The 19208-nt window shown below is 74.9% G+C and carries 20 protein-coding genes; 8 read left to right on the top strand and 12 right to left on the bottom strand.

Translation table 11 applies throughout. The features are described 5' to 3' along the window. Positions 1-126 precede the first annotated feature (126 nt). Complete coding sequence (locus ACIGAQ_RS21670) at positions 127-999, top strand: putative RNA methyltransferase (protein ID WP_399785105.1); 873 nt, start codon at positions 127-129, stop codon at positions 997-999. Here ACIGAQ_RS21670 and ACIGAQ_RS21665 read toward each other — a convergent pair. From ACIGAQ_RS21665 to ACIGAQ_RS21650, 4 genes are all read right to left on the bottom strand, one after another. Continuing rightward, positions 993-1667 carry a DUF4328 domain-containing protein gene (locus tag ACIGAQ_RS21665; RefSeq protein WP_311682391.1) on the bottom strand — a complete coding sequence of 225 codons (675 nt, stop codon included), beginning with the start codon at positions 1665-1667 and terminating at the stop codon, positions 993-995. The genes ACIGAQ_RS21670 and ACIGAQ_RS21665 overlap by 7 nt on opposite strands. A gap of 4 nt (positions 1668-1671) precedes the next feature. After that, complete coding sequence (locus ACIGAQ_RS21660) at positions 1672-2034, bottom strand: DUF952 domain-containing protein (protein ID WP_362276132.1); 363 nt, start codon at positions 2032-2034, stop codon at positions 1672-1674. Between the two features lie 25 nt (positions 2035-2059). After that, positions 2060-3010 (bottom strand): class A beta-lactamase, encoded by a 951-nt coding sequence (gene bla / locus ACIGAQ_RS21655; RefSeq protein WP_399785887.1) that lies wholly within the window; start codon positions 3008-3010, stop codon positions 2060-2062. Between the two features lie 299 nt (positions 3011-3309). Then, the gene (locus tag ACIGAQ_RS21650) at positions 3310-4953 is read right to left on the bottom strand and encodes a penicillin-binding transpeptidase domain-containing protein (protein WP_399785100.1); all 1644 of its coding nucleotides are present in this window, start codon (positions 4951-4953) and stop codon (positions 3310-3312) included. An 84-nt stretch (positions 4954-5037) separates the two neighbouring features. Here ACIGAQ_RS21650 and ACIGAQ_RS21645 point away from each other — a divergent pair, with 84 nt between their 5' ends. Beyond that, on the top strand, positions 5038-6018 hold the full coding sequence (locus tag ACIGAQ_RS21645) for a LysR family transcriptional regulator (RefSeq protein ID WP_399785098.1): 981 nt from the start codon (positions 5038-5040) through the stop codon (positions 6016-6018). Next, complete coding sequence (locus ACIGAQ_RS21640; protein ID WP_362276142.1) at positions 6015-6887, top strand: serine hydrolase; 873 nt, start codon at positions 6015-6017, stop codon at positions 6885-6887. Before ACIGAQ_RS21645 ends, ACIGAQ_RS21640 begins: the two co-directional genes overlap by 4 nt. Before the next feature lies 1 nt (position 6888). Here the strand turns inward: ACIGAQ_RS21640 and ACIGAQ_RS21635 are convergent, their stop codons facing one another. The 5 genes from ACIGAQ_RS21635 to ACIGAQ_RS21615 form a co-directional block, all read right to left on the bottom strand. After that, complete coding sequence (locus tag ACIGAQ_RS21635) at positions 6889-7446, bottom strand: TerB family tellurite resistance protein (RefSeq protein WP_311682384.1); 558 nt, start codon at positions 7444-7446, stop codon at positions 6889-6891. Positions 7447-7569: 123 nt separating this feature from the next. Then, positions 7570-8109 (bottom strand): hypothetical protein, encoded by a 540-nt coding sequence (locus ACIGAQ_RS21630; protein WP_399785093.1) that lies wholly within the window; start codon positions 8107-8109, stop codon positions 7570-7572. Continuing rightward, positions 8093-8584: an RNA polymerase sigma factor gene (locus tag ACIGAQ_RS21625; protein ID WP_094057990.1), complete on the bottom strand. Its 492-nt coding sequence runs from the start codon at positions 8582-8584 to the stop codon at positions 8093-8095. Before ACIGAQ_RS21625 ends, ACIGAQ_RS21630 begins: the two co-directional genes overlap by 17 nt. After that, a complete protein-coding gene (locus tag ACIGAQ_RS21620) occupies positions 8581-9225 on the bottom strand; it encodes a class F sortase (RefSeq protein ID WP_362276148.1) in 645 nt (214 codons plus the stop codon). Before ACIGAQ_RS21620 ends, ACIGAQ_RS21625 begins: the two co-directional genes overlap by 4 nt. After that, on the bottom strand, positions 9222-9614 hold the full coding sequence (locus tag ACIGAQ_RS21615; RefSeq protein ID WP_311682380.1) for a sortase-dependent protein: 393 nt from the start codon (positions 9612-9614) through the stop codon (positions 9222-9224). The genes ACIGAQ_RS21620 and ACIGAQ_RS21615 overlap by 4 nt, the downstream gene beginning before the upstream one ends. A 169-nt stretch (positions 9615-9783) precedes the next feature. Between ACIGAQ_RS21615 and ACIGAQ_RS21610 the strand changes: the two genes are divergently transcribed. After that, positions 9784-10965: an NAD(P)/FAD-dependent oxidoreductase gene (locus ACIGAQ_RS21610; RefSeq protein WP_399785088.1), complete on the top strand. Its 1182-nt coding sequence runs from the start codon at positions 9784-9786 to the stop codon at positions 10963-10965. A gap of 79 nt (positions 10966-11044) precedes the next feature. Here ACIGAQ_RS21610 and ACIGAQ_RS21605 read toward each other — a convergent pair whose 3' ends face one another. Next, positions 11045-12580: an alpha/beta hydrolase gene (locus ACIGAQ_RS21605; RefSeq protein WP_362276564.1), complete on the bottom strand. Its 1536-nt coding sequence runs from the start codon at positions 12578-12580 to the stop codon at positions 11045-11047. Between the two features lie 367 nt (positions 12581-12947). Between ACIGAQ_RS21605 and pip the strand changes: the two genes are divergently transcribed. Then, complete coding sequence (gene pip, locus ACIGAQ_RS21600; protein WP_311682376.1) at positions 12948-13916, top strand: prolyl aminopeptidase; 969 nt, start codon at positions 12948-12950, stop codon at positions 13914-13916. Here the strand turns inward: pip and ACIGAQ_RS21595 are convergent. Further along, complete coding sequence (locus tag ACIGAQ_RS21595; RefSeq protein ID WP_399785085.1) at positions 13913-14848, bottom strand: LysR family transcriptional regulator; 936 nt, start codon at positions 14846-14848, stop codon at positions 13913-13915. The genes pip and ACIGAQ_RS21595 overlap by 4 nt on opposite strands. 116 nt (positions 14849-14964) lie before the next feature. On the opposite strand from ACIGAQ_RS21595, the gene ACIGAQ_RS21590 reads away from it, so the two are divergent. Beyond that, on the top strand, positions 14965-15324 hold the full coding sequence (locus ACIGAQ_RS21590; RefSeq protein WP_311682881.1) for a nuclear transport factor 2 family protein: 360 nt from the start codon (positions 14965-14967) through the stop codon (positions 15322-15324). A 30-nt stretch (positions 15325-15354) separates the two neighbouring features. Here ACIGAQ_RS21590 and ACIGAQ_RS21585 read toward each other — a convergent pair whose 3' ends face one another. Next, on the bottom strand, positions 15355-17436 hold the full coding sequence (locus ACIGAQ_RS21585) for an RICIN domain-containing protein (protein WP_399785082.1): 2082 nt from the start codon (positions 17434-17436) through the stop codon (positions 15355-15357). A gap of 314 nt (positions 17437-17750) precedes the next feature. Between ACIGAQ_RS21585 and ACIGAQ_RS21580 the strand changes: the two genes are divergently transcribed. Both ACIGAQ_RS21580 and ACIGAQ_RS21575 read left to right on the top strand, forming a co-directional pair. Beyond that, complete coding sequence (locus tag ACIGAQ_RS21580; RefSeq protein ID WP_399785882.1) at positions 17751-18761, top strand: LacI family DNA-binding transcriptional regulator; 1011 nt, start codon at positions 17751-17753, stop codon at positions 18759-18761. 4 nt (positions 18762-18765) lie between these two features. Further along, a complete protein-coding gene (locus ACIGAQ_RS21575; RefSeq protein WP_399785079.1) occupies positions 18766-19200 on the top strand; it encodes a DUF6193 family natural product biosynthesis protein in 435 nt (144 codons plus the stop codon). Positions 19201-19208 lie beyond the last annotated feature (8 nt).

Genomic DNA, 19208 nt, shown 5'->3' with positions numbered 1-19208 from the left:
ACGGCGACGTGCACCCGCGCGTCGCCGTCCCCGGCATGTCCGCCCCCAAGCGGACGCCGGTGACTCGCGTCCACCGCCCGTACGCGGCCCGGCCGTCGCCGCGCCGCGTCGTCCAGGAGCACCGCCATGCCCTCGGGTCCCGCCCGCCTGCCCTCCGACCGGCTGCTGACCGTCCTGACCTGCCCCCTGTGCCGCTCCGTGCTCACCCGTGCCGACGGCGCCCTGCGTTGCCCCGCGCGGCACACCTTCGACATCGCCCGTCACGGTTACGTGAGCCTGCTGACCGGCCACCGGCGCGCCCCGAGCGCCGACTCCGCCGCGATGATCCGCAGCCGCGCCGCCTTCCTGCGCGCCGGGCACTACGACCCGCTCGCCCGCGCCCTCGCGGACCTCGCCGCCGGCCTGGCCCCGGCCGACGCCACCGTGCTGGACGCCGGCGCGGGCACCGGCCACCACCTGGCCGCCGTCCTGGACGCCCTCCCCGGCGCCCTGGGCGTCGGCCTGGACACCTCCCCCGCCGCCCTGCGCGCCACGGTCCGGGCCCATCCCCGCGCGGAGGCCGCCGGCTGGGACGTCTGGCGGCCCTGGCCCGTGCGCACCGGCTGCGCCCACCTCGTCCTCAACGTCTTCGCGCCCCGCAACGGCCCGGAGTTCCACCGCGTCCTGGCCCCGGACGGTGCCCTGCTCGTCGTCACGCCCACGGCACGGCACCTGCGCGAACTGCGCGAGCCCCTGGGGCTGCTGGCGGTCGACCCCAGGAAGGAGGAACGCCTGCGCCGGACCCTGTCGGCCGCCTTCCGGCTCGAACGCACCGAGTCCCTGGAGTTCACCCCGGCCCTGACGGCGGAGGACGTCGTCGGCCTGGTGGCGATGAGCCCCACCGCGCACCACCTCGACGCGGCCCGGCTGCGGGAGCGGGTCGGCCGGGCGGTGCCGCCGGTGCGGGTGACCGCGTCGTTCGCCGTGTCGGTGTACCGGCCGCGCGCGGCGGCTCAGTGACCGGTGCCGGCGAGGGCCTCCTCCTGCGCCGCCGTGAGCGTGCGCACCATGAGGGCTGCGGCCACGGCCGCCGCCACGACGGCCAGATCGGCGGCGAGCAGCGGGAGGACGCCGGAGTAGGCCCGGGCGATGATCTCGTCCGTGTCGTCGGCGTAGAGGATCCCGGCGTTGCCCGCCAGGCCCGCCAGCCACAGCGCCCACCACCAGTTCACGACGGCGGGCAGCCGCCGCTCGGGGAAGACCGAGCGATGGACGTCCGCGACCACGCCCCGGGGTATCCACAGGTTGGCGACGGGCACGACCCAGCCCAGGAGGAACCAGAAGGAGCCGTGGCGCGGCGCGGCGCCCGACAGGGCCCGGGCGTTGTCCCGCACCCGGTCCAGCCAGACCAGGAACACCACGGCGCAGACGGCCGTGAGGACGCCGCCCGCCGAGGCGACCTGGTGGTAGGAGTCCTCCAGCGCGGTCAGCGGGCGGTGCGTGCCGCCGCCCTGGTCGGGTGGGCCGGACGCCGGCTGCCCCGCCAGGGACAGCCGCAGATGCCAGACCGCCCGGACGGCCCAGGCGCCCCCGGCGAGGGCGAGGGCCACGATCGCCCAGCGCGCCGCGTCCCCGGCCGGGCGGGGAGCGGGCGCGGGTGCGGTGCCGGAGGTCTCCTGAACGGTCATCCGGTCATCCTGCCGTACCGAGTCCCGAGGCCCGGCCCTCCCCGTCCCACCGCACCTCCAGGACGTGGTCGACGGCGTCGCGGTCGAGCGGGCCGAAGACGTGCGGGAACAGCGTGTCCCCGGAGACCCCGGGCGGGGGCGCCGGGGCCGCCGCCTCCCACTCCACCGGCGCGGTCAGCCGCGTCTCGTCGAGCGCGAGCACCAGCAGGGGCCGGGGCGCGTCCCGGTAGAAGGCGTTCACGACGGCCAGGGTGGTCGCCTCGTCCGGGGAGCAGTGCACGAAGCCCTCCTCGGCGAGGGAGGCGGGGGCGTACGGCCCACCGGACGCGGTGTGCCAGACGGTGCTCGGTACGACGTGATAGATCATGGCCCCGTTATAGCCCGGGCCGCTCTCACAGGCCGAGGGCGGCGACGGTCCGTCGGGTCGCCTCGGCGATCAGGGCGTCCGAGGGCTCGGCGCCGCGGCCCGGGCGGTCGGTCAGCACGGCGAGGACGAGCGGCTCGCCGTGGGGCGGGTGGATCACCGCGACGTCGTTGGCGCGGCCGTAGTGGCCCGTGCCGGTCTTGTCGGCGACCCGCCAGCCGCGGGGCAGCCCGGCCCGGATGCGCCGGGCGCCGACCGGGGTGGCGTTGCGGGAGAGCCAGTCCGTCAGCAGCGCGCGGTCGCGGGCGGGCAGGGCGGTGCCCAGCAGCAGCCTGCGGAAGTCGGTGGCGATCGCCTCGGGGGTGGTGGTGTCGCGGGGGTCGTCCGGCGGGACGTCGTGCAGTTCGGGTTCGTAGTGGTCCATGCGGCTGGTGCGGTCGCCGAGGCCGCGCAGGTAGGCGGTGAGCTCCCGCGGGCCGCCGATCTCGCGCATCAGCAGGTTGCCGGCCGCGCCGTCGCTGAAGCGGACGGCGGCGTCGCAGAGTTCGCGCAGGGTCATGCCCGTCGCCAGGTGCCGGCCGGTGACCGGAGTGGTGGAGCGCAGGTCGGCCCGGGTGTAGGCGACGCGCCGGTCCAGGTCGTGCGGGGAGCGGTGGTGCAGCACCGCCGCGGCGGCCAGGGCCTTGAAGACCGAGCAGAACGCGAAGCGTTCCCCGGCCCGGTGCACGACCGTGGCGCCGGTTCCGGTGGCGAGGGCGTGGACCCCGACCCGGGCGCCGTACGCGCGCTCCAGGTCCGCGAACCGGGGCCGGTGCACCGGCGGGCGGCTCGGCGGCGGGGCGGACCAGGTGGCCGTCGCTCCCCGGTCGGGGCGGCCGGCGGGCCTTTCCCCCGCGCCGCAGCCGGCGAGGGGGAGGGGCAGCAGCGCCGCGGCGGCCAGGAAGGAGCGGCGGGAGGACACGGGCCGGTCGAGGGGCATGCGGATGCTCATCTCACTCGGTGCCCTGCCGACGCGGGGCGGGCGGCACACGGGCAGGTGTGACGTGCGGGCAGGTGTGTGGTGCGGGCAGGTGTGTCGGGCGGGCAGGTGTGTGGTGCGGGCAGGTGTGTCGGGCGGGCAGGTGTGTGGTGCGGGCAGGGGCGGTCGCGGCGCGGTGCACGGCCGTGGCGCCGGTTCCGGTGGTGCGAGGGCGCGGACGCCGGCCCGGGCGCCGGACCCGCGCTCCAGGTTTCCCCAAGCGGGGCCGGCGGACCGGCGGCCGGCCGGGGCGGTGGCTCTCACTCCGAGTCGTCCGGCACCGCGGCCAGCAGGTCGTGGACGACCGGTCCCGCCGAGCCGCCGCCCGTGACGCCCTCCTCGACGACGCAGGCGACGGCCACGCCGCCCCGGTGGGCGACGAGCCAGCCGTTGTTGTCCTGGTCGTCGGAGACCTCGGCGGTGCCGGTCTTCGCGCCCACGTCGCCGGGCAGGCCGGCCAGGACCTTCGCGGTGCCGTCGGTGACCGTGGCCCGCAGCATCGCACGCAGCTGCGTGACGACGTCCTCGGGCAGCGGGGTCGTCTCGGTGGTGTCCTCGGTGCCGGCGGTGAGCGAGGGCTGGTGGAACGTGCCGGACACCGCCGTCGCCGTCACGGACGCCATGATCAGCGGGTTGGCCTGCACCCGGCCCTGCCCGATCATCGAGGCGGCCTTCTCCGTCTCGTCCTTCGGCACCGGCACCGAACCGTCGAACGTGGGTGCCCCGACGTGCCACTCCTGCCCGACGCCGAAGTACCGGCGGGCGACCTCGCCGAGCTCCCCGTCGTCCAGCCGGTCGCGCAGGCTGATGAACGCGGTGTTGCACGACTCGGTGAAGTCCGTGCGGAAGGTCGCGCCCGGGTGCTCGGACAGCTCCACGTTCTGGAACCGCTTGCCCACCGTGAGGTACTTGGGGCAGTCCACCACGTCGTCCGGCGCGACGGCGTCCTTCAGCAGCAGGGCGCTGCTGGTGACGATCTTCCAGGTGGAGCCGGGCGCGTAGGTGCCGGAGAGCGCGCGGTTGAAGCCGGACGCCGGGGAGTTGGCCACGGCCAGGATCTCGCCGTCGTCGACGCGCAGCGCGACCAGCGCGGCGTTCCTGCCGTCGGCGTGGGCCGCGAGCGCCCGCTCCGCCGCGGTCTGCCAGTCGGCGTCGAGGGTCGTGGCCACCGGGCCCTCGTCCGCGCGGACCGTCTTCGCGCCGAAGGAGGCCTCGGTGCGTTCCACCTTCCCCGTGGCCCGGTCGACCAGGCGGATCGCGCCCCGCGCGCCGGTGCCCGTGTCGCCGCCCCCGGCGAGCCGGGTCATCAGCGGTGCCAGAGAGGGGTGGTCGGCGGCGGACAGGGTGGTCCCGTCCCGGTCGGTGACCTCGGGGGGCTCGGTCTCCTCCCGTTCCAGGCGGAACTTCTCCGTCTCGCTCAGCCGCGGATGAACCAGGGACAGCCTCCAGTCCACCTTCCAGGTGCCGTCGCCCTGCTCGCGCAGCGGCAGCTTCGAGGAGTAGGTCCAGGTGCCCAGGCCGGTGACGGGCATCCGGGCGGTGAAGGGGACGGTGACCGTGCCGTCCCCGGTCTCGGTCGCCGTACCGGGCGTGAGCTTCGGCTCACTGATGTCGAGCCCGGTGGTGAAGCTGTCCAGCACCCGCCGCGCCGTGCCGGGGCTGGTCGTGCGGTCCGCCGCGGCCGGTACGCGGCCGGCGGCCCAGTCGGCGAGGAACGCGCGGGCCTGTCTCCCGGCCGCCGGGTCCGGACCGGTGTCCCGCTCGAACGGCCCGAGTCCGGCCGCGTACGCCCCGCCCGCGACGGCGGCGAGCACCACCGCCCCCGCGACGACGGCCCGCACGGCCCTGCGGCGCGGTCCCGGTGTGCCGGTGGTGACGCCCGTGTGGTGGGTGTGAGTGTCCATGCGCCGAGGACAGCAGCGGCCCGGCACCCTGTCCAAGACCGCTATCGGTGTCGGATCGATATCCAGCCGATATGATCGCTGCTCGTGGACCTGGTGCGGCACCTGGAGTGCTTCGTGGCTGTTGCAGAAGAGTCACACTTCGGCCGTGCCGCCGCTCGGCTCGGCATGGCCCAGCCGCCGCTCTCGCAGCGCATCCAGCGGCTGGAGAGACACCTCGGCGTCCGGCTGTTCGAACGCACCAGCCGGCAGGTGACCATCACCGAGGCGGGGACGCTGCTGCTGGCCGAGGCGCGCGAGGTCCTCGCCCGGTCCGAGGCGCTGCTGGCCACCGCGCGCCGCATCCGCGACGGCGAGACCGGACTGCTGCGGGCCGCGCTGCCCCCGGACGTCTCCGGCGAGACGGTCGCCGCGCTGCTCACGGCGTTCGCCGAGGGCGCCGCCGGCCTGGAGCTGGAGCTGCACGAACTGTCCACGGCCCAGCAGCTGGAGCGGTTCGCCGCGCACGAACTGGACGTCGGGCTCATCCACCACCCCTGCGACGTCTCCGGGCTGGAGCTCGGGCCGGTGCTCCGCCGCGAACTGGGTGTGCTGCTGCCCGCCGACGCGGCCGTGGCCGGGCTCGACGAGGTCCCGCTCGCCTCCCTCACCGGACACGACCTGATCCTCTTCCCCCGCGCGGCCGCCCCCGCCGTCTACGACGACCTCCTGACCACCTGCGCCCGCAACGGCTACACCCCGCCCGCCGTGCGCCACGCCCAGGGCGTCAGCTTCGTGCGCGGTCTGGTGCTGTCGGCGCGGGCGGTCGCCCTCAGCCCTCGGGACGCGCACGGTCACGCGGAGCGCCGGGCGGCCCCGGGCGCGGACGGCGGCGTGGTGTGGCGTCCGCTCACCGGTGGCCCGCTCGCGCTGCGGCACTCCGTCGCCTGGCCCGGCGGGCGGGGCGACGCGGCCGTCGGCGCGTTCGCCGAGGCCGCCGCACACGCGCTGCGCGGCACCGCCGGTGCCACCCCCGACCTGCCCTCCCGCCCGCTCCATCTGCGCCCGGCCTCGGAGTACTGGCTGTGACCGACGTCCTCGCCCGCATCCACGCTGCCTTCGCCGACGCCGGGGTCACCGGCCGCCTGCACGCCGTCGACATCGACTCCGGCGCGCACGTCGACGCCGGCGCCGACCAGCCCGTGTGCACCGCCAGCGTCCACAAGCTGTGCCTGCTCGTCGCGCTGCACCAGCGGGCGGCCCAGGGGCTGCTGGACCTCACGGAGCAGGTCGAGTGCCCGCCGCAGGGCCGCACCACCGGCCCGACGGGGCTCGCCGCGATGCTCGACGGGGCCCGGCTGTCCCTGCGGGACCTCGCCTATCTGATGATGTCCGTCAGCGACAACGCCGCCGCCGACCTGCTGCTGACGCGCGTCGGCCTGGACGCCGTCAACGACGCCACGGCCCGCCTCGGCCTGGCGCACACCCACGCCGTCCACACCTTCGGCGAGCTCCTCGCCACGATCAAGGAGGACGCCGGGCCGGGTGGCGCGGGGGCGCTGGCCGACCCGCACGTCGTCACCCGGCTCCGCGCGCTCGACCCCGCCCGCACCAACCGCAGCACGCCCCGCGACATGACCCGGCTGCTCGCCGCCGTCTGGCGCGACGAGGCGTGCCCGCCGGAGCACGGCGCGGCCATCCGCCGGATCCTGGGACTGCAGGTGTGGCCGCATCGGCTGGCCTCCGGCTTCCCCTTCGACGACGTGCACGTCGCGGGGAAGACGGGCAGCCTGCCGACCGTGCGCAACGAGGTCGGCGTCGTCGAGTACCCCGACGGGGGCCGCTACGCCGTCGCCGTCTTCACCCGCACGGCCCGCACCTCTGCGCTCCTGCCCGCCGCCGACGCCGTCATCGGCACGACGGCCCGCCTGGCCGTGGACGCCCTGCGCGCCCGCTGACTCAGAGCTGGAACTCGGCCGGGGACAGCCCCAGCGCCGCGCAGGCCTCGCGCAGGACCTGCGCCTCGGCCTGGGAGAAGTGGCCGTCGGCACCGGCGATGACCATGCCGGTCTGGATCACGGCCCGCGCCTCGGTGGGCTTCTTGGCGGCCTTGGCGATCTCCTGCATCGCCTCCGCCTTGCCGTGCTGGAAGTTCGCCGTCAGCTGGTCGACGTGCTTGCTGAACCGCTGGCGCAACTGCTCCGGCGGGAAGTTCTGCAGCACGTCGTTGCTCAGGATCATCGACTCGACCTGCTGGCGCTCGGAGGCGTCCACCTGTCCGTCGGCCGCCGCGACCAAGGCGCACATCGCCATGCTCGCGTCCCGGTAGGCACCGCTCTTCAGCTCGTTCTTCAGCGACCCGAGCTGCGTCTTGAACAGGCCGATCAGCTGGGCCTTGCCGCCCCCGCCGGACCTCGGAGCGCCGTGGCCGCCGCCGTGCCCGCCGCTCGCGCCGTGTCCGGCCTGACCCTGCTGGAGAGCCTTGGCCTGATCCTTGAGCCGGTCCCACACTGCCATTGCCGTCACCTCGGTATTCGTCAGCATCAAAGGACGCACCCGCTCACGCGCGCACACCCTCCCAACGCCCGGCCCCCGGGCAAAGGTTCCGCAAACCCTTTCCCCCGGTGTCCGGCTCCGCCGTCACCGTCCGCCCGTGCGGGCCGCCGAGGGCACGGGCCGGACCGAGGCCCGTGTGGCCGAAGGCGCGTCGGGCGTGGGCCGCGTGCTCTCGTCGCGAGCGGCGGAGCGGGTGGCGGCCGTGCCGGGGCTGGTGGGAGCGGCGGTCTCGGTGCGCGGGTTCCCCGTGCCGGGAGCGGGCGTCCCGGAGCGCTCCGACGGGGAGCCCGGGGCGGAGTCCGACGCGGAGGGGGAGGGGGCCGGGGGAGCCGTGGTCGCGGGCGCCCGGGGCGGCGGCGGGGCCATCGGAACGGTCGGGTGGGCGGGCGCCTCGGGCCCGCTCAGGCGCGTCGGCAGGACGACGAGGGCGGCCACCGCGCAGCACAGGCCCGCTCCCGCCGCGGTGCGCAGCAGACGCCGGCGGGTGGCCCGGCGGCGGACCGCCTCGAACTGCCCGGGCGGCGCCCCCAGGTAGTCCGGTGAGGAGGGCCGCAGGATCACGGCGAGCGGGTCGTCGGGGCCGGACTCCGGCTCGCCCGGGACGTCGTCAAGGCGTGTGGTCAAGGCTTCTCCTCAGATGGACGCGGAGCAGTTCCCGGGCCGCGTGCAGATCGGCCTTGACGGTTCCTTCCTTGCGCCCGGTCAGGGCGGACACCTCCCGGACCGGCATGTCAGCGTAGTAGTGGAGGAGGATCGGGACGCGCAGTCGCTCCGGCAGCGCCTGCACCAGCAGCCGCACCGACGGGTCGGCCTGCTCGGGGTGGGGGCGTACCGCGGCCTCCGAGGTGACGCGGTGCAGGGCCCGGCGCTCGCGCTCCAGCTTGCGCCAGTGGTCCCGGACCAGGTTGGCCGCGGTGACGTAGAGGAACCCGCGCGGCTCCTCGACGGACGTCCAGCGGGCCCACAGCCGGGTGAACGCCTCCGAGGCGATCTCGTGGGCCGTCTCGTCGTCGTCGACGAGCCGCCGGCACCAGCCGGCGAGACGCGGGTAGAGGGCGGCGAACAGCTCGGACGCGGCCTTCTCGCGGGACCGTTTCAACGCTCTCCAGAGGTGGGGGACTCGGCGGCGTCCTGCACACCGAACACGATCACGTTGTCCGCGTATCCGTCGCCGGTACGCGCTCCGCCGCAGGTGATCAGCCGTACCTCCGGGCGGTCCACGTTCCCGTAGACGTCGTCCACCGGGAAGTCGTCCTTCGGGACGGTCCGCACGGCGGTGACGGCGAAGACCGCCGCCGTGCCGTTCTCCAGGCGCGCCTCGATCCGGTCCCCGGGGCGCAGCCGCGCCAGGTGGCGGAAGACGCCGTCGCCGTACCGCCCGACCGTGACGTGGCCGAGGAGCACCGACGGTCCGGTCCGGCCGGGCACCGGCGAGTGCCGGTACCAGCCCACCCGGTCGTCCGGCTCGACGGGCGGCACCCGCACGGTGCCGTCCGCCGCCAGGCCCAGCGGCATGACCGGGGTGTCGACGCCGATCGCCGGGACCATCAGCCGGACCGGGGCCGGGCCGGCCGAGGGGCGGGACCCCGCGGCCGGGCGCGGGCTCCCGCCCCCCGCGCCCGGCCGCGGTGACGGCGCGGTCGCGGTGGCGCGCGAGGGCGCCGGCGTTCCCCCGCCGCAGGCCGTCAGCACGGACGCCAGGGCCGCGGCCGTGAACGCGCGCCTGGAGAACGCGGTCATACCCCGCTCGCCCGGCGGCGCACGACGAACACCGTGCCGCCACCCACCAGGAGCACCGCGGCGGCGCCCGCGCCGATCGCCGCGCCGTCGGTGCCGGAGCCCGCGGACCCGGTCGCCACCCCGGTGTCGGGCGCGCCGCTCGGCACGACGGACACCTGGTCCCGCGCGGGGGCCCGGGTCGGTTCGGCGCTCGGGGCCGGGCGGGCGGTCCGGTTGCGTTCGGCGGGCGCGGCTGGCTTCGGCGTGTCGCTCGCCTCCGGGCGGGTGGTCGGCTCGGCGGCCGACGGGACGGGGCTCGGGGTCGTCGCCCCGTCGGCGAACGCGGGCCCCGTGCCCATCAGTACGGCGGTGCCCGTGAGGGCCAGCAGGCCAAGGACGGTTCGGCGCATGGAGTCGCACTCCCAGGTCGGTGAACAGGTCGTGCGGAGAGACGAGGCCGGGACCGGACGGGTTGTAAAGAGATGGTAAAGTCCCCGGAGGCCGGGCGGCCCCGGCCCCGGACCGGCGGACGATGGCCCAGGACGCGCAGCACGCCAACCCAGCGGAAGGGACGGCCCGTTGACCTCCTCCTCTCCATCCGCCTTCGCCACCGTGCTCCGCACCGCCGGCGTGGTGATCGTCGGCGGGGGCGTGATGGGCACCAGCATCGCCTTCCACCTGGCCGAGGCCGGGGTGCGGGACATCGTCGTCGTGGAGCGCGGGGAACTGGGCGAGGGCAGTTCCGGCAAGCCAATCGGCGGGGTGCGGGCGCACTTCGCCGACCCGCTCAACATCGAACTGGGCCGGCGCAGCCTGCGCGCCTTCCGCGACTTCCCCGACCGCCCCGGCGCCGACATCCGGCTGGACACCGTCGGTTATCTGTTCCTGCTCACCGACGAGCGGCAGGCCGCCGACTTCGAGGCGGGGGTCCGGCTGCAGAACTCCCTCGGCGTCCCCAGCCGCATGACCGGCCCCGACGAGGCCCGCGGGCTGTGCCCCTACGTCAGCACCGACGGACTGGTGGCCGCCGCGTACTCGCCGGACGACGGCCACGCCCGGCCCGGACGCGTCGTCCGGGGCTACGCGCGGGCGGCGGCCCGTGCCGGGGTCGTCCTCGCCACGCACACCACCGTCACCGGGATGGACCTCACCGGCGACCGGGTCACCGCCGTGCACACCGACCGCGGCCGGATCGAGTGCGCCACGGTCGTCTGCGCCGCCGGCGCCTGGTCGGCGCGGATCGGCGCCATGGCCGGGGTCCCGCTGCCCGTACGGCCGGTGCGCCGCCAGCTGGCCTTCACGGTGCCGCTCGTGCCCCCCGCCCCGCGCATCCCCTTCACCATCGACTTCGCGTCCTCGGCGTACTTCCACAACAGCGACGACGGGCTGCTGTTCGGCCTCGCCGACCCCCGCGAACCGGACGGCTTCGACACCACCTGGACACCGCACTGGCTGGAGCTGTTCCGCGAGGCGGTGCGCCACCGCGCCCCCGCCCTGGCCGGTCTGGAGACGGCCGGCGGCTGGGCCGGGCTCTACGAGGTCACCCCCGACCACAACGCCCTCATCGGCCGTTCCGCCGAGGTCGTCAACTTCCTGTACGCCACCGGGTTCTCGGGCCACGGCTTCCTCCAGGCGCCGGCGGTCGGCGAGGTCGTCCGCGACCTCTGCCTGGAGCGCACCCCGTGCGTCGACGTCACACCGCTCGGCGCCGACCGCTTCCGGACCGGGGCCACCGTCCGGCCCGAGTCGCACGTGGTGTGAGAGGGCGCGCGCGGCGGACAGAGGAGGACCCCGGACTCCCCGTGCGGTACGGGGAGTCCGGGGTCCGGGGCGGGACGGGTCAGCGCAGGGTGCCGATGCGGTCGAGCCGCTCGTTGACGCCGTTGCGCAGCTCACCGAGGGTCGTGCCCGAGGGGGCCTTCTTCGGCGTGGCGGACGGCGGCTGGGTCTCGTCCGCGCAGGTGGTGCCGCGCGCCGGGACCTTGAGGTCGACGAGGTAGCCGGTCACGGCGTCCGTCGCGCAGGCGCTGCGGCCGAAGGCGGTGTGCCCCTCGGCGCGGAACGTCAGCAGCCGGCCGTTGTCGAGCTTGCGGGACAGGGCCACCGCGTCCTGGTACGGGGTGTCCGGGTCGCCGGTGGTGCCGAGGACCAGGATCGGCGCGGAGCCCTTCGCCCGGAAGGAACCGGCGTAGCGGCTGGGCTTCTCACCGGTCCACTGGACGCAGGCGGTGGCGTGCTGGTGGTCGTAGGTGGGCGGGCCGTACGCCATGGCCGGGCCCAGCAGCGGCGCCAGTTCGGCGTTCCGGGTGACCTGCCGCTTCAGCAGGCCGGGGTCACGCGGGTAGTCCTTGTCGACGCACTCGACGGCCACGTTCGGGTTGAGGAAGTCGTAGCTGGCCGGGGACGGCGGCCGCAGCAGGAACGAGGTGTTGTCACGCTGCTGCGCCTTGTGCAGGGCCTGGCCGAGGGAGGGCCAGATGACCTTGCCCTCGTTGATGTTGAACATCAGGCGGTACACGAGGGTGTAGCCGTTGGCCTGCCCGCCGTTCGCGGTCGGCACGGGGTTGGCGTCCAGGTCGGCCTTGAGCTTCTCGAACGCGGCCCGGGGGTCGCCGTCGCCGAATCCGCACGTGGCCTGGTCGGTCTTGCACCAGTCGAGGAAGCGGCCCATGGCGCCGTCCAGCGCCAGGTACTGGGGCCGGTCGTAGGCGTACGGCTTCTTCGCGTAGTGGTCCGGGTCGTAGCCGCCGTCGAGCACCAGGGCGCGCACGCGCTCGGGGTACATGGCGGCGTAGACGGTCCCGATGTAGCTGCCGAACGACCGCCCGTAGTAGGTCAGCTGGTCTTCCCCGAGCGCCTGGCGCAGCAGGTCGATGTCCCGGGCCACGTACCCGGTCCCGACGTACGGCAGGATGCCGCCCGCGTTGTCCTGGCAGCCCTGGACGAACGAGGCGGCCTGGCGCACGGCGGGCTCGTAGGCGTCCGGGCCGGGGGCGCCCTTGGCGGCGGTGACGGCCTGCGTGTACGTCGGGTCGTCCCAGCACACCACCTGTGAACTCCGGCCGACACCGCGCACGTCGTAGCCGAAGACGTCGAAGTTGTCGCGCAGGGAGGCCGGCAGGTCGGCGTAGTTGTTGCGCACGAAGTCGACGCCGGAGTTGCCCGGGCCGCCGGGCTGGAGGAAGAGGGTGCCCTTCTTCGCGCCCTGGTCCGCGGCCTTCTTGCGCACGACCGCCAGGGTGATGGTCCTGCCCTGCGGGTCGCGGTAGTCCAGCGGCACCTGGGCGTCGGCGCACTCGAACCCGCCCTGGCAGTCGGTCCAGGCCAGGCTCGGCACGGTCGGCTGCGGCTCGGTCGCGGTGGGCTGCGCCGCCATCACCTGCGGCGCGGCGGCGCCGGAGACGGCCAGCGTGAGCGCGGCGGCGAGGACCGTGCGCAGCCGGGGCAGGCGTCTGCGCGCGGGCGCACCGGACCGGCGTTCGCCGTGTTCTGTTGTTCTCACTGTGTGTTTTCCCCCTCGGGCGCCGGGTGTCGACCCGGCGCTCGGTCGGTTGGTCGGTCGGTCGTCGATCGAACTGGTCGGTCGATCGAGTCGGTCGGTGGCAGTTTCCGGCCAGGCCAGGCCCAAGACAGCGGCCGGGACGGGATTGTCGGCATCTTGGGACGTGATCTTTGCATTACCCGGCGGTAGTTGAGTGGGTGTTCACTTGCGGAGCCCCTTGTCCCGGAAAGGAACGTCCGACATGTCCGAGCTCTATCCGGCCGTCGAGCCGTACGCCCACGGCATGCTCGCCGTCGGCGACGGCAACCTCGTCCACTGGGAGACCTGCGGCAACCCCGCCGGCAAGCCCGCGCTGGTGCTGCACGGCGGGCCCGGGTCCGGTGCGGGGCCGTTCTGGCGGCGGCTGTTCGACCCGGCGGCCTACCGTGTCGTGCTGTTCGACCAGCGCGGGTGCGGGCGCAGCACACCGGACGCGGCGGATCCGGAGACCTCGCTCGCCGCCAACACCACCCGGCACCTGATCGCCGACATCGAACTGCTGCGGCAGCACCTGGACGTCGACGAGTGGCTGGTCCTCGGCGGCTCCTGGGGCGTCACGCTCGCGCTGGCCTACGCCGAGCGGCACCCCGAGCGGGTGAGCGAGCTGGTGCTCTTCAGCGTCACCAACACCACGCGCCGCGAGGTGGAATGGGTCACGCGCGACATGGGGCGCGTCTTCCCCGAGGAGTGGGCCCGGTTCCGGGACACCGTCCCGGAGGAGGAGCGCGAGGGGAATCTCGCCGACGCGTACGCGCGGATGCTCGCGGATCCCGATCCGGCCGTGCGGGAGCGGGCCGCACGGGAGTGGTGCCGCTGGGAGGACGTGCACGTGTCCACCCACCCCGGGCACCGGCCCGACCCGCGCTTCGAGGATCCGCGCTTCAGGTTCCGGTTCGCCCGCCTCGTCACGCACTACTGGCGGCACGCCGCCTTCCTGGAGGACGGAGCGCTGCTGCGTGACGCGGGGAGGCTCGCCGGCATCCCCGGTGTGCTGATCCACGGCCGCATGGACATCAGCGGGCCGCCGGACGTGGCGTGGCGGCTGGCCCAGGTGTGGCCGGACGCCGAGCTCGTACTGATCGGCGACGAGGGACACGGGCTGTCCGGGAGCACCTCGACGGGGGCGGTGGTGGGGGCGACGGACCGCTTCCGCGCGGTGCGCGCACGTTAGCCGCTCCCCCCGGGACCGCCCGCGTCGGGCAGCGACGGGCGGACTTCGCCGTCCGCCCCACCCCCGAACACCCCCCGCGCCACCCGGAGGAACTCCCGCACCGCCGGTCCCGACGTCCCCCTCCACACCAGCGCCAGCAGTGCGGGATCGGTGACGTCGGCGATCGTGCGGGTGACGAGGCGCTCGTCCGGCCCTTCCGCCATCGACGCGCTGAGGACCGCGACGCCGAGGCCGCGGGCCGCCAGATCCTTGACCGCGTCCGCGGCGCCGGCCTGCAGCGCGATCGCCGGGCGCAGGTCACGCGCGTCACAGGCCCGGTCGAGGAGGGTGCGCAGGCCCGTGCCCGGCGGCATGCACACGAGCGGGTGGGCGGTGACGTCTTCCAGCGTGACGCGCCGCCGGTCCGCCAGGGGGTGGCCCGGCGGAACGGCCACCACGAGCCGTTCGCTGACGAGCGTCAGCGCGTCGAGCCCTTCGGGCGTCTCCGCGGTTCCGACGAGCGCCACGTCCAGGTCACCGGCGCGCACCGCCTCGACCAGCCGGTCGGAGTTCCGCTCCAGCAGGGAGATCTCCACGCCCGGGTGGGCCCGGTGGAACGCGGCCAGTGCCTCGAACAGGGGCGTCACCGTGCAGCCGACGACCATGCCGACCCCGAGCCGCCCCCGGATCAGGCCGGTCACCTCGCCCACCGCCTGCCCGACCGCGCCGGCCGCCGCGAGCGCCGCACGGGCGTGGTCCAGCGCGGCCCGTCCCGCCGGGGTGAGGGTGACGGTGCGCGCCGACCGGTCGAACAGATCGGCCCCGAGCTCCCGCTCCAGCCTGCGGATCTGGGCGCTGACACCGGACTGGCTGATGTGCACCCGCTCCGCGGCCCGCGTGAAATTCCGTTCCTCGGCGACGGCGACGAAGTACTCCAGCTGCCTCAGCTCCATGACTGAAAATTCTAGTGGTCAGCAGAACCAGCTGTTGGACTTCTGGTCAACCGGGGACGAGGCTGAAGGCGTCCGAGGAGCCCACCGGAGGAGAGAGACCCGTGTACGAGAAGGCCATGCGCCCCGAGGACCTCACCCGCCTCTTCGTCGAACGCTCCAACGCCGGTGACGCGGCCGGGGTCGCCGCCCTCTACGAGGAGGACGCGGTGCTGGCCTATCCGCCCGGCCGGCGGACGGTGGGCAGGGAGGCGATCCGCGCCCTGTGGGAGAAGGTGCTGGCCGACCGCCCCCGGTTCGAGCCGGAGACCCCCCTGCCGACGCTGATCAGCGGCGACCTCGCCCTGACGTCGACCCCGCCGAAGGACGGCACCGGTGCCCGCGCCCAGGTGGTCCGCCGCCAGCCCGACGGCAGCTGGCTCCGGGTACTGGACCAGCCGGAGTTCACCCCGCCCGCCGCCGGGAGCGGCCGGGACTGAGGCCCCCGCCCGGTGACGGGGGCCCCGGGGCTACTTCCTCGGCTCCGTCACCTCCGTCACCCTCCAGCGCTGGTTCGCGCCCGAGTTGGGCTGCCAGACGCCGACCGGCGCGTTCTCGTTCGTCGACTGTCCGGAGACGTCCGGGAGTTGGCCTGTGGCGGCGTTGACGAGGGTCCACGTGCCGTCGCCGGTCGTGGAGGCGATCCACTGCGCGGCCCTGTCCCGGCGGCCCGTGTCCGGCTCGGCGACCAGGGCACCGCCGCGGACGGCGAGGCGCTTGTCCGACGCGGACTCGGTGAGGACGTAGCGCCTGCGGTGGTCGGCGCCGCGGACCTGTTCCACCGTCCAGCGGGAGCCCGCCGGACCGGCCGCGGCGCCGCGGACGACCAGGCCCGTGCCGTTGCCGGCGATCGTGAGGTCCTTGCCGCTCTGCACGCCGGTCAGGCGGTACGTGTGGCCCTTGCGCAGTTCCGCCGCGTCCTTCGCGACGCCCGAGACGCCCTGGACGAGGAAGGACGTCACCGACTGCGCGGGCACGGGGACGGTGGCCCGCTCACCGGTGACGCGGACGGGGCGCTGCCTGGCCAGCTTGCCGTCGGCGCTGGTCACCACGGGGGTGACGGTGGCGCGGGAGGAGACCCGGCCGAACTTCGACAGGTCGAGTGTGACCTCGCGCGCCTCGGCGGTGCTGTTGACGTGCACGACGGTCGCCGCGTCGCCCTTGCGGGAGACGGCCGCGGTGCTGGACGTGTCGTCGGTCTTGATCAACCGGTCGCCGGGTTTGATGAAGTGCGTGAAGTTGCGGGCGGTGTCGAACTTGGTGTTCGTGCGGACGGGGCAGGTCTCCAGCGTGTCCCGGGCCGTGCAGCTGAACGGCAGCTGGATCTCGCCCCAGTTGCCGCCCTTGGCGGACTCGCCGCCCGGCTTCATGTTGTCGTAGTCCTCGACGGGCTGCCAGAACACCCAGGCCCGCGGCTCCAGTTCGCGCAGGTCGTCGACGATGCGCTGGGCGAGACCGAGGCCCGGCCGCATGTCCGTGAAGCTCTGGCCGTCGCCCCAGTCGCCCTCCACCTCGCTCATCCACAGCGGCTTGCCGGCCGCCTTGGCGAGGTCCCGGACGGTGGTGCGCTGACCGGTGCCGTAGGTGTGGACGTTCATCTGGCCGACCAGGTCGCGCATCTCCTGGGGGTAGGAGTTCCAGTTGGTGGCGAAGATGCCCGGGTTCGTCTCGTCCATCGCGGAGATCTCCGCGCCGGAGCGGGACTCGTCCAGCACCGGGGCCAGTGCGCGCAGCACCTTCTGCTGGAGCTCGGGGCCCATGTGCGCGCCCTCCTGGCGGCCGCCGACCGGCTCGCCGTCCGGGCCCAGCCTGGTGCCCCAGTAGTCCGTGTTCGGCTCGTTGAACGGGTCGAGCGTGTCGACCTCGATGCCGTGGGCCTTCTCCAGCCGTTCGGTGGCGCCCACCAGGTACCGCGCGAAGTCCTCGACCGACTCGGGCTTGAGCTGGTCCTCGCCGGCGTCGAAGTTGCCGGAGACGTACCCGCTCTCGGTCATGAACCAGGGCGGGGAGTTGCTGAAGGTCTCCCAGTGGGTGATGTCCTTCTTGATGCGGTCGACCCACCAGCGCTGCGTCCGGTCCGCGTCCTTGTTCCAGTCGGCCGGGTCCTCGGCGTCCCACCAGTCGACGTCCTCGCGGGTGGTGCCGGCCGGGGCCTTCCACCAGCCCTCGACCGCGCCGCCCGCGCGCAGGTAGTCCTTGACGTCCGGGGCGTTGCCGCCGCCGATGTTGTAGCGGGCGATGTTCAGCGCGAGGCCCTCGTCGCCGAAGAGGAGCCGGTAGAGCTTCTCGCGTATCGCGGGCGGGTAGTCGCCGGTGGCGTTGGCGAACCAGACCAGGCTGGTGCCCCAGCCCTCGAATCTCTCGCCCGCGTAGGAGGGGTCCGGCCGGACGGTGACGCCCGCGGCGGCACGGTCGGCCGGCGGTTCGGCTCGGGCGGCCGGCGGTTCGGCGTGGGCGGCCGGCAGGGTCGCCGTGGCCAGGAGGGTTCCGGTCGCCACGGCGGTGACGCCGACGGCCCCGAGGAGCCTTCGCCTGCGGGTGCGGTGTGCCATCTCGAGTACTCCAGCTCTTCTGCGTGCCGCGCGTCCCGGCGGACGCAGAGATCGGGGTCCGGGTGAGGTGATCGGTCCGGTGATGTGGGCTTCCCGGGCGGTACGGGCTCGCCGATGTTTACGTAAACATCCGCTGGCGCGATGTCTACACTGTCCGAATCTCAGGGGTCAAGGAGTCGTTCCGGACCGAAAGTTCACGCCGGGCGGGCGGCGGGGGAAGCGAGGGGCAGGTGGCCGCAGTGGACGGCGAGAGCGAACCGGGGGGCACGAGCCGCACGAGAAGGCGCGCGGCCCGCCCCCGCCAGGGCGCCTCCATGGCCGACGTGGCCCGGCTCGCCGGGGTCTCCTCCCAGACGGTCTCCCGCGTCTCGAACGGCTTCGCCGGAGTCACCGAGGACACCCGCCGCCAGGTCCTGGCCGCCATGCGTGAACTGGGCTACCGGCCCAACAGCGCGGCCCGGGCCCTGCGCCGCGGCGAGTTCCGCACCCTCGGGGTGATCACGTTCTCCCTCTCCACCCTGGGCAACATCCGCACCCTGGAGGCCATCGCCACCTCCGCGGCCGGGCACGGCTACGCCGTCACGCTGCTGCCGGTGGCCGTCCCCACCCAGGACGAGGTGAACGGCGCGTTCTCCCGCCTCGGCGAACTGGCCGTGGACGCCGTGATCGTCATCATGGAGATCCACCTGCTCGACGCGGCGACGGTCTCCCTGCCGCCGGGGGTGCAGGTGGTGGTGGCCGACTCGGACGCGGGCGACCGCTACCCCGTCGTCGACACCGACCAGGCGGGCGGCGCCCGGGACGCCGTACACCACCTCCTCGGCCTCGGCCACGAGACGGTGTGGCACCTGGCGGGCCCGGAGGACTCCTTCGCCGCCCAGCGCCGCGCCAACGCCTGGCGCACGACGCTCACCGAGGCGGGCCGCCCGGCGCCGCCCCCGGTGCGCGGCGACTGGTCGGCGGAGTCCGGCTACCGCGCCGGCCTGCTGCTCGCCGACGAGCCCGGCTGCACGGCGGTGTTCGCCGCCAACGACCAGATGGCCCTGGGCCTGCTCCGCGCCCTGCACGAGCGGGGCCGCCGCGTCCCGGACGACGTGAGCGTCGTCGGCTTCGACGACCTCCCCGAGTCGGCGTCCTTCCTCCCGCCCCTGACGACCGTCCACCAGGACTTCGCCGAGGTGGGGCGGCTGTGCGTGGAAGGGGTGCTGCGCAGGATGCGCGAGGGGGGCGCAGCGGGCGGCGGCTCCGCGGGCGGCGGGCACGGGACGACGCTGGTGCCCACGCGGCTGGTGGTGCGGGAGAGCACCGCGCGCAGGGGTGGTTGAGCGCGTGGCACACCCACCCGGTCCGCCCCCGGCCACGGGCGCCTGGCGCACCCTCCTGGCCCGGGCCGAAGAGGCCGCCGCACGCCACGCCTCACCGCTCGCCGAAGCCTTCGCGGAACTGGTACGGGTGGCGCACACCGAGCCGCTCCTGCGCCGGCTGCACCCCTGGGCCGGCATGTGGGAGCTGCACTTCAGCCGGTGCACGGAACATCCCCCCACCTGGGACGTCCCGTACATCGGCACGTCGGCGGACGGCCGGTACCGCGTGGAGGGCCCGAGCCGCAGCAGCCCGCGGATCACCGAGACCGGCTGTGCGCGGGTCGCGGTCGCGCGGGTCGTCGAGCGCCTGCCACCGGGCTGCGGCCCGGCCTTCGAGGGCGGCGCGCACGAACTGGCCGCCCACGAGAGGGCGCGGGACGGCAGCGTGGAACGGGCCTGAGCGCCCGG

The organism is Streptomyces sp. NPDC085932, assembly GCF_044540525.1.
GTDB classification, from domain to species: Bacteria; Actinomycetota; Actinomycetes; order Streptomycetales; family Streptomycetaceae; genus Streptomyces; species Streptomyces levis.
This window is presented reverse-complemented; position numbering and strand designations above follow the sequence as displayed.